At 37.1% G+C, this 16643-nt stretch carries 16 protein-coding genes; 11 read left to right on the forward strand and 5 right to left on the reverse strand.

Annotated elements, in window-relative coordinates:
* Positions 1 to 3: 3 nt before the first annotated feature.
* Positions 4 to 489, forward strand: coding sequence for a methylated-DNA--[protein]-cysteine S-methyltransferase (locus ACIQ0D_RS02680; RefSeq protein WP_395802856.1), 486 nt, complete (start codon positions 4 to 6; stop codon positions 487 to 489).
* A gap of 3 nt (positions 490 to 492) precedes the next feature.
* Here the strand turns inward: ACIQ0D_RS02680 and ACIQ0D_RS02685 are convergent, their stop codons facing one another.
* On the reverse strand, positions 493 to 1359 hold the full coding sequence (locus ACIQ0D_RS02685; RefSeq protein ID WP_395802858.1) for an N-acetylglucosamine kinase: 867 nt from the start codon (positions 1357 to 1359) through the stop codon (positions 493 to 495).
* Positions 1360 to 1834: 475 nt separating this feature from the next.
* Between ACIQ0D_RS02685 and ACIQ0D_RS02690 the strand changes: the two genes are divergently transcribed.
* The 3 genes from ACIQ0D_RS02690 (at position 1835) to ACIQ0D_RS02700 (ending at position 5051) form a co-directional block, all read left to right on the forward strand.
* Complete coding sequence (locus ACIQ0D_RS02690; RefSeq protein WP_395802860.1) at positions 1835 to 2869, forward strand: threonine aldolase family protein; 1035 nt, start codon at positions 1835 to 1837, stop codon at positions 2867 to 2869.
* An 87-nt stretch (positions 2870 to 2956) separates the two neighbouring features.
* On the forward strand, positions 2957 to 4441 hold the full coding sequence (accC, locus tag ACIQ0D_RS02695; RefSeq protein WP_395802862.1) for an acetyl-CoA carboxylase biotin carboxylase subunit: 1485 nt from the start codon (positions 2957 to 2959) through the stop codon (positions 4439 to 4441).
* Between the two features lie 16 nt (positions 4442 to 4457).
* A complete protein-coding gene (locus ACIQ0D_RS02700) occupies positions 4458 to 5051 on the forward strand; it encodes a riboflavin synthase (RefSeq protein ID WP_395802864.1) in 594 nt (197 codons plus the stop codon).
* 108 nt (positions 5052 to 5159) lie between these two features.
* Here the strand turns inward: ACIQ0D_RS02700 and tnpA are convergent, their stop codons facing one another.
* From tnpA to ACIQ0D_RS02715, 3 genes are all read right to left on the reverse strand, one after another.
* On the reverse strand, positions 5160 to 5621 hold the full coding sequence (tnpA, locus tag ACIQ0D_RS02705) for an IS200/IS605 family transposase (protein WP_395802866.1): 462 nt from the start codon (positions 5619 to 5621) through the stop codon (positions 5160 to 5162).
* A 311-nt stretch (positions 5622 to 5932) separates the two neighbouring features.
* A complete protein-coding gene (hscA, locus tag ACIQ0D_RS02710) occupies positions 5933 to 7783 on the reverse strand; it encodes a Fe-S protein assembly chaperone HscA (RefSeq protein ID WP_395802868.1) in 1851 nt (616 codons plus the stop codon).
* Between the two features lie 156 nt (positions 7784 to 7939).
* The gene (locus ACIQ0D_RS02715) at positions 7940 to 9274 is read right to left on the reverse strand and encodes a dihydroorotase (RefSeq protein ID WP_395802870.1); all 1335 of its coding nucleotides are present in this window, start codon (positions 9272 to 9274) and stop codon (positions 7940 to 7942) included.
* A gap of 214 nt (positions 9275 to 9488) precedes the next feature.
* On the opposite strand from ACIQ0D_RS02715, the gene ACIQ0D_RS02720 reads away from it, so the two are divergent.
* From ACIQ0D_RS02720 to ACIQ0D_RS02735, 4 genes are all read left to right on the forward strand, one after another.
* Complete coding sequence (locus ACIQ0D_RS02720; protein ID WP_395802872.1) at positions 9489 to 10868, forward strand: DEAD/DEAH box helicase; 1380 nt, start codon at positions 9489 to 9491, stop codon at positions 10866 to 10868.
* A gap of 289 nt (positions 10869 to 11157) precedes the next feature.
* The gene (gene gldC / locus ACIQ0D_RS02725; RefSeq protein ID WP_291399303.1) at positions 11158 to 11517 is read left to right on the forward strand and encodes a gliding motility protein GldC; all 360 of its coding nucleotides are present in this window, start codon (positions 11158 to 11160) and stop codon (positions 11515 to 11517) included.
* A 10-nt stretch (positions 11518 to 11527) separates the two neighbouring features.
* Positions 11528 to 11938, forward strand: coding sequence for a hypothetical protein (locus ACIQ0D_RS02730; RefSeq protein WP_395802875.1), 411 nt, complete (start codon positions 11528 to 11530; stop codon positions 11936 to 11938).
* Between the two features lie 56 nt (positions 11939 to 11994).
* On the forward strand, positions 11995 to 13035 hold the full coding sequence (locus ACIQ0D_RS02735; protein WP_395802877.1) for an alkane 1-monooxygenase: 1041 nt from the start codon (positions 11995 to 11997) through the stop codon (positions 13033 to 13035).
* A gap of 31 nt (positions 13036 to 13066) precedes the next feature.
* On the opposite strand, the gene ACIQ0D_RS02740 is transcribed toward ACIQ0D_RS02735, so the two are convergent.
* Positions 13067 to 13762 carry an NUDIX hydrolase gene (locus tag ACIQ0D_RS02740; protein WP_395802879.1) on the reverse strand — a complete coding sequence of 232 codons (696 nt, stop codon included), beginning with the start codon at positions 13760 to 13762 and terminating at the stop codon, positions 13067 to 13069.
* A gap of 117 nt (positions 13763 to 13879) precedes the next feature.
* On the opposite strand from ACIQ0D_RS02740, the gene pfkA reads away from it, so the two are divergent.
* The 3 genes from pfkA to gap form a co-directional block, all read left to right on the forward strand.
* Positions 13880 to 14863 carry a 6-phosphofructokinase gene (gene pfkA, locus ACIQ0D_RS02745; protein ID WP_395802881.1) on the forward strand — a complete coding sequence of 328 codons (984 nt, stop codon included), beginning with the start codon at positions 13880 to 13882 and terminating at the stop codon, positions 14861 to 14863.
* 1 nt (position 14864) lies between these two features.
* On the forward strand, positions 14865 to 15713 hold the full coding sequence (locus ACIQ0D_RS02750) for a hypothetical protein (protein WP_395802883.1): 849 nt from the start codon (positions 14865 to 14867) through the stop codon (positions 15711 to 15713).
* Positions 15714 to 15718: 5 nt separating this feature from the next.
* On the forward strand, positions 15719 to 16643 hold a 925-nt coding region (gap, locus tag ACIQ0D_RS02755), incomplete at its 3' end, for a type I glyceraldehyde-3-phosphate dehydrogenase (RefSeq protein WP_395802885.1).

The raw sequence follows: 16643 nt of genomic DNA on the forward strand, positions 1-16643 counted from the left end.
GCAATGTTTTTATCTGCATTAGAGAGTCCGATAGGGAAAATAATCATCAAAGCAACCGAAATTGAAGTTTTTTCAATCAATTTCACAGAAGATATTGTTGAAGAAAATCCGAATCAAATAAGTGATTTAGCCAAAAAACAGCTGATTGAGTATTTTGAGGGTAAAAGAAAATCGTTCGATTTTCCAATGGATCAATCGGGAAGTGATTTTCAGAAAAAAGTATGGCTTGAGCTTCAAAACATCCCCACAGGAAATACCATAAGCTATGCAACTTTAGCTAAAAGAATGGCAAATCCACTAGCTATTCGCGCAATAGCGGCGGCAAATGGGAAAAATAAACTTTTATTAGTTATACCATGCCATCGTGTAATTGGCAGTGGCGGAAAATTAGTAGGATTTTCGGCCGGATTATGGCGAAAAAAGTGGCTTTTAGAACATGAAACAAGAATGACTATGCTGGGCCAGTCATTCTTGGATTATAAATTTTGAGGATTATTTTCCTGCTGTTCTCGGTGCTAATTCCACGTGGTAACGAACAAGCTCATCTATAGGAGAGCGAATAATTTTTCCAACTTTCATTCCGTATTCAATAGCAGTTTCTTCAAGTACATTTCTGAAATTATATCCCACAGAACCTATACAATTGAAAGTATAATCTTTAAAATTTGGATAATGACTAACTAAATTTTCAAAGAAATCAACAAAGGAGGTCTTTACAATTTTCCTTGAATATTCAGCATGAACATTATTATCGTAAACAAACTTACTGAAGCTAGCACAAAAACGGTTAGCTAATGGTTTGGTATAAACCTGATCGGTAATTTGTTCAGGAGTTAATTTATATGTCTCCCAAAAACGCTCTCTAACAACCTCAGGCATGTATCCACGAAGATAATCAGTTAATAATTTTTTACCGATATAGCACCCACTACCCTCATCACCTAAAATATAGGCCGCCGAATCAATGTTCAATGAAATTTCTTTACCGTCATAAAGTCCGGTGTTAGTACCAGTTCCTAATATTGCTGCAAATCCAGTACCTAATCCTAGTAAAGCACGAGCAGCAGCTAGAAGATCATGACCAATATAAATGCTGGCTTTAGTAAAAACATTTGCCATGGCATCAGAAACGATTTTTAATTTGTCATCCGTAGAACAACCTGCACCGTAATAATTTACTTCAGTAACTTGATCTAAATCTAAATCTGAAGGAAGATCCTTAAAAAGAGACTCCGTAATATATTCTGTGCTAACAAAATATGGGTTATAACCTTCTGTGTTAAAATAGATTTTTTGACCAGCATCATTTAATAAACACCAATTAGTTTTGGTTGAGCCGCCGTCAGCAATAATGATCATAATTTTATATATTAAAATTTAAAGGTATAAAATAATCCTTATTGTCAAAAGGACACTATGTGTTTTTATTAGTTAGTTGGTTAGTTGGCTAGATGGTTAGATGGTTAGGTGGTTAGCCGTTGTCAGTTGGCAGTTATCAGACATTTGTTAACCGGTGGCTGAGGTTCTCGAAGCCGGGATATGAGTTGTGTGTTATCGGTTGGCAGTTGTCTGTTATCAGTTGTCAGACATGCGGCATTGGGTAACCGGTGGCTGAGGTTCTCGAAGCCGGGATATGAGTTGTGAGTTATCGGTTGTCAGTTATCAGTTGTCAGACATGCGGCATTGCGTAACCGGTGGCTGAGGTTCTCGAAGCCTGTTCTTTTAGGTACCTGCCTTTTGGCTTTGGGTGTCAATTGGGGAAAGATTTCAGAGAATTGCATTAATAATATACAAAAAATATTCGAGATAAGCAAGATTAAATTTATTTTTAGCCATGAATGAGACAAAAATGATTGTAGATCTACGCAGTGATACAGTAACACGTCCTACACCGGGCATGCTGGAAGCCATGTATAGTGCAAAAGTTGGGGATGATGTTTTTGGTGAGGATGAAACTGTAAATACACTACAAAATAAGCTTAAACATCTATTTGGGATGGAAGATGCCTTATTTTGTCCCTCAGGCACCATGACCAACCAAATTGCAATAAAATGCTTTACCAACCCTATGGATGAGGTAATTTGTGATGAAACAGCGCATGTTTACCGTTATGAAGGTGGCGGGATAGCCTTTAACTCATCAGCATCCGTGCGTTTATTATATGGCGATCGCGGCCGCATATCTGCCGATTTAATTGAACCTCATGTAAATCCCGATAATATTCACTACCCAAAAAGCACTTTGGTGGTATTAGAAAATACTGTAAACCGTGGTGGTGGTAGCATTTATAGCCTAGAGCAAATAGAGCCTATTTACCATTTATGTCGTTTAAAAAACATGAGTCTACATTTAGATGGAGCACGTATTTTTAACGCACTAGAAGAAACAAAAGACGATCCGAAAGAGTATGGAAGGATGTTTGATGGCATTTCTGTTTGTTTATCGAAAGGCTTGGGTGCGCCTGTTGGCTCCGTGCTTTTAGGAAGTAAAGAAACCATACAAAAAGCGAAACGGATAAGAAAAGTGATGGGTGGAGGTTGGCGACAAGCAGGATTTCTTGCTGCGGCAGGTATTTATGCACTTGATCACCATGTAAATCGCTTGAAGGACGATCATCAGAATGCCAAAATCTTAGCAGATGCATTGATTAGCTTACCATTTGTAAAAAGCTGCATGCCTGCGGATACCAATATTGTAATTTTTGAGCTCGATGAAAAGCATAATTCAGACGAATTTGTTGAAAAATTATCACATCAAGGAATCAAATGCAATACGTTTGGGAAACAAATGATTCGTTTTGTCACCCATTTGGATATTAATGCTGGGATGATCGACTATACACTCGAGACCTTAAAGAAAATTCATTAAATCGGAAAATTATCTCGAAAATGACATTTTCAGCATAATCTTCATTAAAATTTTGCTTTTCTTGCAGTCGATCTAAAAATTTGATCTATGGAAAAAATTCTGATAGCCAACCGTGGTGAAATTGCCCTCCGCATCATGCGTTCTGCACGTGAGATGGGAATTAAAACCGTTGCTGTATTTTCGGAAGCAGATCGGAATGCACTTCACGTAAGATATGCTGATGAAGCCGTTTTTATAGGCCCTGCACCCTCTTCTCAATCCTATCTCGTAGGAGAAAAAATTATAGAAGCCTGCAAAAAAACTGGTGCTCAGGGAATTCACCCTGGCTATGGATTTTTATCTGAAAATGCTGCTTTTGCAAGGATGGTTAAAGCTGCGGGACTCATATTAATTGGTCCATCGCCCGAAGCCATGGAGATTATGGGCAATAAATTATCTGCCAAAGCAGCAGCGTTGAGCTATCAAATTCCGATGGTTCCTGGCACAGAGGAAGCCGTTACAGACATCGATATTGCTCAAAAAAGAGCTTTAGAAATAGGCTATCCTATATTGATCAAAGCTGCTGCCGGTGGTGGTGGTAAGGGCATGCGAATTGTTGAAAAGGCAGAAGATTTTATAGAGCAAATGGACTTAGCCGTTTCAGAAGCGAGCTCGGCCTTTGGTGATGGATCTGTATTTATTGAACGCTACGTTTCTTCGCCAAGGCATATCGAAATACAGGTTTTAGGTGATAATTATGGGAATATCGTCCACCTTTTTGAACGAGATTGCTCCGTGCAGCGTAGGCATCAAAAAGTTGTGGAGGAAGCTCCTTCAGCAGTTTTATCCGAAGAATTAAGGCAAAAAATGGGTGAAAGTGCAGTAAATGCAGCACGGTCATGTAATTATATAGGTGCTGGAACGGTCGAATTTATTTTGGATGAAAACCTCGACTTTTTCTTCCTTGAGATGAATACCCGCTTGCAAGTTGAGCATCCGGTAACAGAAATGATTACGGGAATTGACTTGGTAAAAGAGCAAATTCGAATAGCTAGAGGTGAGCCATTGAGTTTTAAGCAAGAAGACTTAAAAATAAAAGGTCATGCTGTTGAATTACGTGTTTATGCCGAAGATCCAGCAAATAATTTCTTGCCTGATATTGGCAATTTGCAAACTTATATCACTCCGAAAGGTCCCGGAATACGCGTAGATGATGGTTTTGAGCAGGGAATGGATATCCCAATTTACTATGATCCAATGATAGCAAAATTGGTAAGCTATGGTAAAGACCGTCAAGAAGCTATTGAACGTATGATTCGCGCCATTGATGAATATCAAATTACGGGTATTCAAACTACCCTAGCCTTCGGGAAATTTGTGATGCAGCATGAAGCTTTTGTTTCGGGCAATTTTGATACCCATTTTGTGAATAAATACTTCATTCCGGAGCACCTTTCGCAAGACGATGAAGAAGAAGCCATGATTGCTGCTTTGATTGGTGCAAATTTCATGAAAGTACAGAGCGCAGCTACCAAAGTTGAGGCAGCTATTGAGGACAAATCTCAATGGAAAAAGAATAGAAAAAAATATTAGTAATAAACTAAAAAATATGTTTACAGGTATAATTGAGACTATCGGTCGCGTAGTGGAGTTAAAAAAAGAGCAAGATAATTTACATCTTATTATCGAATCTGATATCTCAAATGAACTTAAAATCGATCAATCTGTGGCACATAATGGTGTTTGCTTGACTGTTGTTGCTCTCACTGATAATACCCATACCGTTACTGCCATTGCTGAGACATTAAATAAAACGAGCATTGGAAAACTGCAATTAGGCAATTTGATTAATTTGGAGCGTTGCATGCAAATGAATGGCCGTTTAGATGGACATATTGTGCAAGGCCATGTAGATCAAACAGCCATTTGTACAGAAGTAAAAGAAATGGCTGGTAGCTGGAAATATACTTTTACTTATGATCCTACCATAGGAAATATTACTGTCGAAAAAGGCTCAATTTGCGTGAATGGAATTAGTCTGACAGTCGTAAACTCCCACGAAAACGCTTTTTCGGTAGCCATTATCCCCTATACTTATGAGCATACCAATATGCAGGAGCTAAAAAAGGGAGATGTAGTGAATTTGGAGTTTGATATTATTGGGAAATATGTGGCGAGGTTGCTGGGAAAACAATTATCCTAGGTGCCACTCATAAGGTAGCTGAGGCACTCGAAGCCCCGCATAAAAAAGCCTCAATTGATGTTGTGGTTTAGATTTATATGAAAGGTGATAACACGGGCCATAAGGGATTTATTTTAAGTCCTCAAAAATAAAACGTTCATCATAAGGAATCTGGAATTTCTCTAAAGTAGCAACATATTCTTCTTTAAAAGTTTCTTTAGCATGATGTTTTTCTTGATTTTTAATGTAATTAAATACTACATCAATTTGGGTATTGCTATAGGAAAAGGCACCATAACCTTCTTGCCATTCGAATCGATTTAGTAATAAACGATTGTCATTAATATATTTTGAAGATTTTGCTTTTACGGTTTTCATCAATTCAGATATAGAAATTGTTGGTTTTAAACCAAAAAAACAATGCGCATGATCTTCTACACCATTTACAATGATTGTTTTACATCCTGTTTCATTAATGATATTTCCAATTACACTAAAAACAGTGGCTCTCCAATCTTTATCTAAAACTGCTGCTCTATACTTTACTGCAAAAACAGCTTGTATATAAATTTGATGGTATGTATTTGCCATGATATTTTATTTTTCTCTTAGAATATAAAATACGGTTTTTTTATTAATACGAATTTTTATTGGGATGGATTAAAATCCATTTTTTATTGTATTGGATTGAAACCCTGTTTTCATTGCACCGGATTATCGAAATTCGTTTTTTTTATTGCAACGGATTGAAATCCATTGCTAAAAGATGGGTCGTCCCGATGGGACTGGTAAATGGCTCGTCAATTAAAGAAAAAAATACTTATAAGAGCCATAGGCTCGACCCATCTTGAAAAGCAGGAATTTATTCCTGGTCTTTACCGACTAATCTTCAAAATAAAAATTTACTCGATCGCCTTACCCTTCATGGCAGTAGATATTGCCGTGTTCATCAAACGTTCTGCAAAAGGGCGGGTAAATTCGTTGAGCTCATCGATACTTTTATGGATTAGGTCTTTATCACCTGAACCTAAAGCATTTTTGAGGGCTAATATTAATTTTTGAGTGTCGGCACATTCGGTTTCTGAGACTTGTTCTGTGTTTTTTGTAAGGAAACGCTCAACAGTATAAACCATTTGTTCGCCTTCGGTGCGGGCTTCAATCAGCATTCTTTTGCTCACATCGTCGCGTGCATGTTCTACGCTATCTAGAAGCATTTGCTCTACTTGCTCATCGGTTAAACCGTAAGTTGGCTTTACCTCAACTTCCTGCTTTACTCCTGAACGTAATTCAATGGCTTCAACAGTCAGAATTCCATCTGCATTGAGCTTGAAATTGATATCCACTTTAGGGAATCCTGCCGGCATTGCGGGAATACCTTTGAGGTCAAATTCAGCTAATTTTCTATTTTCTGAGACTAAATCACGCTCGCCCTGATAAACAGAAATCTTCATATTTACTTGTCCGTCGATTGACGTAGTATATTGCCTACCCGCTTTAGTCGGCACCTTGGCATTCCTCGGAATAATCACATCCATCAATCCACCCATGGTTTCAATCCCTAATGAAAGTGGAGTCACATCCAAGAGTAAAATGTCTTTTCTATTTCCTGCTAAAATATCCGATTGTATGGCAGCACCTAGGGCAACAACCTCATCGGGATTAATTTGGTCATGAACTTCTTTTTCAAAAAAATCAGCAACTCTCTTTTTAACAAGTGGAGTACGTGTAGATCCACCTACCATTACCACCTCTTGAATATCAGAAATACTTAGTCCTGCATCTTTCAAGGCATTTTTACAGCAGTCAATTGTTTGATCTACTTTTGAGGAAATTAACTCTTCAAATTTTATTTTGGTAATAGCACAAGGCACATCGTCCACAAAATCATTGAAAATATTTTGAGTGGTTAATGCTTTTTTAGCTTCTTCTGCCTTTAATCGTAAGGCTTGATTGAAGGAAGAATCATTCAATTTATCTTCCAGTTTATTTTGCTCAATCCAATAATTTACAATGGCACGATCAAAATCATCACCACCTAAAAAAGTATCACCATTAGTAGAAAGTACTTCAAAAATCCCATTTTGTATCTTTAGGATTGACACATCAAAAGTGCCTCCCCCTAAATCATAAACTGCAATTATCTTTTCTTCTTCTGGATTTAGTCCGATTCCATAAGCCAAACTAGCTGCTGTAGGCTCATTTACAATCCTTAATACATCTAAACCTGCCAATTTACCGGCATCACGTGTTGCTTGTCGCTGACTATCATTAAAATACGCCGGAACAGTAATTACCGCACGATTTACTGACGTTTTAAGTGCATGTTCTGCCCTCTCCTTCAACTCTTTAAGAATCATTCCGGAAAGTTCAATTGGCGAATAAAATTTATCTCCAACCTTAATTTTGACTAAGCTTTCGCCATCATCATCAATAATTTTATATGAAAATAAATTGCTATGGGCTTCAATATCTTTAAAAGAACGACCTAAAAGACGTTTGACAGAAAAGATGGTGTTTTGAGGATCAGAAATAAGAAATTCTTTAGCTTCATTACCAACAATTACATCGCCATTATCTTGAAAATGTATCACTGAAGGCACTAAAAGTCCTTTGCCCGTATCATTAATTACCTGAGGATTACCCTCCGGATTGATGAATGCCACAAGACTATTGGTTGTACCTAGATCAATCCCAACAATTAATTCTTCCTTCTGTACTGAACCGGTTGCAATGTTAATAGATACTTTAGCCATAATGTTTTTCAACAAGCCGCAAAGGTAGCGAGTTTAGGCACAATACCGAAGTATTCGCTCATATTTGATAATTTATTACAATTGGATTAGTTTTTATTGAAAAAACGTGTGATTTTAAAAAACAGGTTTTAATCAAAACACAATTTTGGAATGCTTTTAGCGGTTAAATTCTAAACGTTTACCATAAATCCCATCCTTAATTTGCCCATTTTCATAGACTAAATTTCCGGAAACGATGGTACTGATAACGCTTGAGCTAAAAATTTCACCTTCAAAAGGGCTCCATCCGCATTTATAAAGCAAATTATCTTTAGTAACGGTTTGCGATTTATTTAGATCTACCAAAACTAAATCTGCCCAATAGCCTTCGCGGATAAACCCACGTTTATCGACTTGAAAACAAACCGCTGGACTATGAGCCATTTTTTCGACTATTTTCTCGAGGCTAATTTTGCCTTTTTTATAGAGCTCAAGCATCGCGATAAGTGCATGTTGCACTAAAGGACCACCCGAAGGAGCCTTACTATATTCCTGAGATTTCTCCTCGATGGTATGAGGAGCATGATCTGTGGCAATGATATCGATATGATCATCCAAAACTGCTTGAAAAACTGCATCCCGATCGGCGGCAGATTTAACCGCAGGATTCCATTTTATCCAATTTCCTTTGCTGGCATAATCCGCATCCGAAAACCATAAATGATGGATACAAGCCTCAGATGTTATCCTTTTTTGGCTCAGAGGAATGGTATTATCGAATAAACTGGTTTCAATTGCTGTAGAAATATGTAAAATATGAAGACGTGTATTATACTTTTTAGCTAATCCAACGGCAAAAGAAGAAGAAATATAACAAGCTTCAGCATTTCGAATTTGGGGATGCATTTCGGGAGTTAAATTATCGCCATAGAGTTCCTTAAAATGAGCTGCGTTGGCACGAATGGTGGCTTCATCTTCACAATGTGTGGCTACAAGAATTGGCGCTTGACTAAAAATTCCCTCTAGTGTTTTCTCATTATCAACCAGCATATTGCCAGTAGAGGAACCCATAAAAACCTTAATTCCGCACACTTTTTTAGGATCAGTTTTGAGCACTTCCTCCAAATTATCATTACCAGCACCCATAAAAAAGGAATAATTAGCGGCTGAGCTGCGAGCACCAATTTGATATTTATCGGCTAATAATTCTTGAGTGAGCGTATTGGGGACGGTATTAGGCATCTCCATAAAAGAGGTGATACCTCCTGCAATTGCGGCCCTGCTTTCGGTAAAGATATCCGCTTTATGTGTTAATCCGGGTTCTCTAAAATGCACCTGATCATCAATACATCCTGGAAAAAGATGGAGCCCTTCGGCATTAATTTCCTGATCAGCAGACATGTTTAGGCTCTTGCCAATCTGTTCGATGATTCCATTTTTTACAAATAGATCGGAAACAATAATTTTACCTTCATTTACTAATGTTGCGGATTTAATGAGAATTGATGCCATAGTTCAGAGTTTGGTGCAGAATTACATTCGCAATTTCGGAATTTTTAGCCATTTACGTGAATTTTATTGCTTTATTAAGTTAAAATGCGTATATTAGGGATAAACCAATGCAATTTCCCCCAGCAATATTTTTTTAATAAATAATTTTCATCTAATCACATAAAAGCTAGCTGCAAAAAGCGGCACATAAAAGCAAACACGTATCTTTGCGGCTATGTCAATAACCTTTGAAGATTTTAAGCTCAATAAACAGATCCTGAATGCCATTTCGGATGCAGGCTATACTTTGCCTACTCCGATACAAGAAAAGGCCATTATGCCCATTTTATCAGGTCAGGATATTATGGGAATTGCGCAAACAGGCACTGGAAAAACCGCAGCTTTTGTACTTCCAATTTTGATGAAGCTTAAATTTGCACAAGGGAATGATGCCAGAGCCTTAATTATTGCTCCTACCCGTGAGTTGGCGATGCAAATTGAGGAAAACGTAAAGACCTTTGCCAAGTATACCGATTTACGGACTGTTGTACTTTTTGGTGGATTAGGTCCGAAGACTCAAATTGCTGAGTTAAAAAAAGGTGTAGATATCATCATCTCAACCCCTGGACGATTCCTCGATTTATACTTGGAGGGTCATATCAACACCCAATTCCTCAAATTTATGGTCATGGATGAGGCCGACAAAATGATGGATATGGGTTTTATTGGCTCCATTCACAGAATTTTGGAGGTGGTCCCACGGAAAAGACAAAACCTATTATTTTCAGCTACAATGAGTGAGCTGGTACATAAAATATCGGGTGATTTCCTAAAACATCCTACAATAATTGAAGTCGCAGCCCAGGCAACACCAGCAGATACAGTTAGTCAGGCGCTGTATAAAGTCCCAAATTTAAAGACCAAACTAAATTTACTTCAACATTTATTAAAAGATACAGAAGACTTTACGCGACTTATCATATTCTGTAAAACCAAAACTGTTGCTGATAATATTTTCCATTTTTTAGAGCGCAGATATGGTGCGGAGCAGGTTAGAGTAATCCATGCCAATAAAGGGCAAAATACACGTATTAACTCTATAAACGCATTTAAAGAAGGACAAATACGTATTTTGGTGGCAACAGATGTGGCCTCTAGGGGCCTCGATGTGAGCAATGTAAGTCACGTAATTAATTTTGATGTGCCAATTATCATTGAAGATTATGTACACCGAATCGGTAGAACAGGTCGTGCCTTACAAACTGGCGATGCCATTACCTTTTGCAGTCCCTCAGAAGAATATTATGTAGAAAAAATTGAAAAACTAATCAGACAGAAAATTCCATTGTTCAATATGCCTGATGATGTTTTTGTGGATGATACCCCATATGAAGAGCGCCAAAATATTGCCCGTGAAATTGATCTTCAAAAACGTAGGGAGGATCCTGAGTTCAAGGGAGCATTTCATGAGAAAAAAGCAAAAAACACAAAAGGAATAAAAACTACGAAGTCGGAGCCCAAAGCCAAGGCAAGAAATAACAAACCTGGTGCAGCGCGAAGGAAAAAAAGTGTCAAATTTGATGCTGTTCACAAAAAAGACAGAAAGAAAAAATGAACCTGCGAATTAGCCCGCTAAACATCATTTCCTCCATTTTGCTTGTCGGGACTGCCTACCTTCAAATCTTTCCAAGTAAAGCGAATTACAATTACCCAAGCCTAGCTTCAGTGCTATTTTTGGTAATTATTTGCTTCATCACCGACCTGATTTTCAGAAGGTTACTAATAGACCTAAAACGAATTTGGTTATTTGAATTAGTATTTCTAATATTTGTCGGCTTTTTGATTACCATCTTCAAAAGCTATTTTTAATAAACACAACCGATATATCCATAAATTACGACGCAATGAAAAAAGCTGAAATAAAACTGACTATTGAATTAGACGATCAAAATGTTCCTGAAAATATCTTGTGGGAATCTACCGACTCACAAAACAAGGAAGCACTACCTGTTAAATCGATGATGCTTGCTTTGTGGGATCATAATTATAAAAACTCCTTGCGTATTGACCTTTGGACTAAGGACATGCCAGTGGATGAGATGAAGCGATTCTTTTATGAGACTCTACAGACCATGGGCGATAGCTTTCTTCGTGCAACTGGAGAAGAGGCAATTGTAGAAGATTTACGTGATTATTGCGCTCATTTTGCTGAAAAAATGGAGCTTACAGAAGGAAATAACCCTCAGTCTGCATTGAAAGGATAATTCTTAAGAAATGACAATTAAAAACTATTTAGGCATTGTTGGCGCATTAATGGTTGTTGGTGGCGGCTTTTCGCCGATGCTTCATATACCCATCATTGGAAATTGGAATTATTGGGATATCGATACCGTTTTGGCTTCGGTAATTTATGCCTTGGCTGCATTGGCACTATTTGCTGCTGCTGGAAATAAATTTGGCCTTTTACGCTTTTGCGGATGGTCTTTGCTTTTCGTACTAATATTCACTTTTATAGCCGTTTATTTTAAGGTAACAAATTACTTCAGCTTTATTCCACTGAAAAAATTAGCTGCTGCAGCAAGCAGTATCATTAAATATCGCTGGTTAGGCTGGGGATTGATATTTTCAGGCGCAATAATTATGATTTTATTTTCAAAGAAAAATAAAACAGCAAAAAGTTCATAGTTTTAGGTATTTTAGATAAAGTTTAAATTTTCAATTAAGCTATTATCAAAAAAACAATGGATTTAGGGACAGTATCCAAAAAGAAATCATTCAGGAATTGGAAATATTTTCTCAATTTATTTCCAATTTCACTAGTGATTTATGGGAATATGAATGGTGGGTGGTACACCCTAATGAATTTTCTTTTCACTTTTGCCATTTTGGGAATTGCTGAAATCCTACTCCCTGAGGACCATAGGAATGATGATATTGTAGACGATGAGCTACCTGAAATTTTGATGTATCTATCAGTTTTAGCACAGTTCTTATCCATTTCAAGTCTTATTTATGGCGTTTATTCGGGAATAATAAAAGATAATTGGATTTTAGCGGCAGCAATTTCTACTGGGACCTCATCAGGCACTTTGGCCATTGTAGTTGCACATGAGCTGATTCATAGAAAAGAGAAAACATGGAATTTTGCGGGTAGATTTTTACTTTTCAGTGTTTTTAATCCCTATTTCTATGTTCACCACCTAAGGATACACCATAAATATGTTGGAACAAATGAAGATCCGGTAAGCGCCAAATTTGGGGAAAATTACTATCATTATTTGATACGTTCGGTTTCTGGACAGTTAAAACAATCCTTCCAATTGGAACAGAAGCGTTGCCTTTCTAAAGGAAAATCAATATTCAGTCTCCATAATTATATTTTATCGTGCCTTGTAGGATATATTCTTGTTTTAACTATTTTGGGATATTTCATTGCTTGGGAAGTATCTATAGCCCTCCTGCTTCAGGCATTATTTGCCAATATATTGCTTGAGTACACCAATTACATTGAACATTATGGATTGAGTAGAAAAGATAATGAACGAGTAGATGAAAGGCATTCTTGGCAAAGCGACAAATTGATAAGTCGCTTTTTCCTGATCGATTTAAGCAGACATTCTGATCACCATTTTCATGCTGCAAAACCTTTCAATAAATTGCTTTCCTATCCTAACAGTCCGGTACTACCCGGTGGCTATGCGAGCATGCTTTTACCAGCTCTAATTCCGCCATTATGGTTTAGTCTAGTAAATAATAAATGTAGGGAAATAGCAGAGTCATAAAATAAAAAGATAATTTTATTAGGAAGGAAGATTAACTGCTAAAGGTAAGTTCTTTCTGAAAGAGCTTGGCATATTTCCGTTTATCAAATTTATACAGTTTTGCGGCACGGTAGGAAACTCCTTTTTGCTTTTCGTTGAGTTCTTTTAGGATACCATAGTTGAGCATTTTTTTGCGGAAATTTCTCTTATCAAGCTTTTTATTAAGAATAACTTCGTACAATTGCTGCAATTGGGTGAGTGTAAATTTCTCTGGTAGCAATTCAAAAGCAATTGGTTGGTAGCTAATTTTATTTCGAATTTTATCAAATCCTCGAGAGAAGATTTTTTCATGATCAAAAGCAAGTTCCGGAAGATCATTTACGGGAATCCATACCGCTTTTGAGGCATAATTACTAATAGGTTTAAGCTCTTTTGTCCCATTGAGCCTTATCATAGCATAGTATGCCACGGTAATTACCCGCCCTTGCGGATGCCTATTTACATCGCCGAAAGTGTGAAACTGCTCCATGAAAATATCTTTGAGCCCTGTAAGTTCATATAAAATTCGTTCGGCCGCTAGATCAATGCTTTGATCGTGTTGAATGATATTACCAGGTAATGCCCACCAATCTTTGAAGGGTTCTTCATTTCGTTTGATGAGCAGAATTTTTAATTCGCCATCATCGAATCCGAAAATTACGCAATCAATTGAAAAAACGGAATCAAATTTAGGCAGTATCGTTTCCAAAAATTTTGAATTAAAGAATAAATATAGATGGATTTATTATATTAAACATAAATATAATAAAAATTACTTAGTGTAAAGAATACACACTATATTCGTAATAAATTACAAGGAAAAAAATTGTCGCAAATTAAGAAAATAGGAGTTTTTACTTCAGGTGGTGATGCTCCGGGTATGAATGCCTGCATTAGGGCAGTGGTAAGGACAGCAATTTTCTATGGAATAGAAGTTGTTGGTATTCGCAGAGGTTATCAGGGATTGCTAGAAAGCGATTTTTGGGATATGGACGCGCGGTCTGTGGGCAATATTATTCATCTTGGTGGTACGATATTAAAAACTGCTCGTTGTCTTGAATTTCAAACCGATGAGGGTACAGAAAAGGCCTATAAAAATATTAAAGCACATGGCATTGATGCCTTAGTTGCAATAGGTGGAGATGGAACTTCACGCGGAGCCGAACGACTTTCAAAACGATTTGACATACCCGTAATTTGCATCCCTGGCACGATTGACAATGATCTTTACGGTTCAGATTTCACTTTAGGCTACGACACCGCAACAAATACAGTTATTGAGGCTATAGATAAGATTAGGGATACAGCTGCATCACATAATCGTTTATTTTTCATAGAAGTTATGGGTCGCGATTCGGGTTGTATTGCATTAAGATCTGGAATTGCTGGAGGTGCAGAGGCCGTACTATTGCCAGAACGTGCTACTGCCGTTGATGAATTGATTAACAAGCTTTCTGGAGATGCAAAAAATAAAAAGACATCAAGCATTGTGATTGTTGCTGAGGGCGACAAAAGTGGTGGTGCTTATCAATTAGCTGAGCGAGTTAAAGAAAAATTCAATTATTACGATATCAAAGTAACTATCTTAGGGCATTTACAAAGAGGTGGTAGCCCTAGTAGCTTCGATAGAGTACTAGCTAGCAGGTTAGGTTATGCAGCTGTAAAGGAGCTTTTAAATGGCAAAACCCGCCAGATGATTGGATTAAGAGGCAATTCGATTGTTTTAACGCCACTTGAAGAGGCTTTAAATGCACCCCATTTTAAGCTAGAAGAAGATTTAATGGAGATGGTTAGCGTTTTATCTATTTAATATGATTGCGGTAGTTTATAGTGGTTCGAGGCATGCCGACTGGAAATTGGCGGAAAAAGGGAAAATAGTATCTGAATTCAAAACTCCGGGTATAAATCCGTTTTTCAGTGATGAAAACCATATTATTCAATTATTAGATAAAAGTGTTGAGCTTATAAATAATGCCGAAAAAATCCACTGGGTGTATTTTTTCGGTGCGGGAGCATCCTCAAAAGAGCGCCAAGATATAGTAACCAATGCCTTGGGCAGCTTTTTTCGTTTCAGCAAAATAGTTGTTGAACATGATCTTAAAGCAGCTGCACTAGCAGCATGTGGTGATGAAAAAGGTATAATTGGCATTTTAGGTAGTGGTTCAAATGCTGCCTATTTTGATGGCAAAAAAATTAGTGATAATAACTTCGGACTTGGATATATTTTAGGAGATGAAGGTTCTGCGAATTGGTTGGGCAGGCGACTCTTAAAATCATTTTTGAATGATTTAATGCCTCCAGATTTTGCTGAGAAGTTTATCAAAAAATATGATTTAGATAGAACACAAATTTTGGACAAAGTTTACAGAAAAGCAGAACCGGCACTGTATTTGAGTTCATTTGTAGACTTTTTAATGGACAATCAATATCATCCATTCGTTAAAAAAATGGTTAGTGAAGGCTTTGATCTGTATTTTAAAACCTATATTAAGCCTTTAAAAGAACAATATCCTACAAGTCAGATTCATATACTTGGAACTGTTGCTGCTGGATTTGAAGAATATTTAGTTGAGATTGCATCAAACAATAATTTAGAAATTAGCTCAATAATAAAAGAGCCAATATATAATCTATTAAAATATTACTCTAACAAAAATTAATAAAAATGAAAATTGGAATCAATGGTTTTGGCCGCATCGGGCGTTTAGCTTTCAGGGCTGCAATTGAAAGAGAAGGAGTTGAAGTAGTAGGTATCAACGATCTTGTTGAACCAGACTACATGGCTTATATGTTAAAATATGACTCAACTCACGGAAGGTTCAATGGAACAATCGAAGTTGTAAATGGAAATCTAGTAGTTAATGGAAAAACTATCCGTGTAACTGCTGAAAGAGATCCAGCAAACCTTAAATGGAATGAAATAGGTGCTGAAGTTATTATTGAATCAACAGGATTATTTTTAACTCAAGCGGATGCTCAAAAACACATTCAGGCTGGAGCTAAAAAAGTTGTTCTTTCCGCACCAGCGAAAGATGACACTCCTACTTTTGTGATGGGTGTAAACCATAAAGATCTAACTTCTAGTCAGACAATTGTTTCAAATGCATCATGTACAACAAATTGTTTAGCTCCAATTGCTAAAGTATTGAATGATAAATTTGGAATTTTAGAAGGCTTAATGACTACCGTGCATGCGGCTACAGCTACTCAAAAAACTGTTGATGGGCCATCAGCAAAAGATTGGAGAGGTGGAAGAGGAGCTTATCAAAACATCATTCCTTCATCTACAGGTGCAGCAAAAGCGGTTACCTTAGTAATTCCTGAACTAAAAGGAAAATTAACAGGTATGGCGTTCCGTGTTCCAACTGCGGATGTTTCTGTAGTAGATTTAACCGTTCGATTGAACAAAGCTGCGAGTTATGAGGACATCAAAAAAGCTATGAAAGATGCCTCAGAAGGTGATTTAAAAGGCATTTTAGGATATACTGAAGATGAAGTTGTTTCAACTGATTTCCTTGGCGATGCACGTACCTCAATTTTTGATGCAAAAGCAGGTATTGCTTTGAATGATAATTTCGTAAAGGTAGTTG

It is taken from the genome of Daejeonella sp., assembly GCF_044342615.1.
GTDB lineage: Bacteria > Bacteroidota > Bacteroidia > Sphingobacteriales > Sphingobacteriaceae > Daejeonella.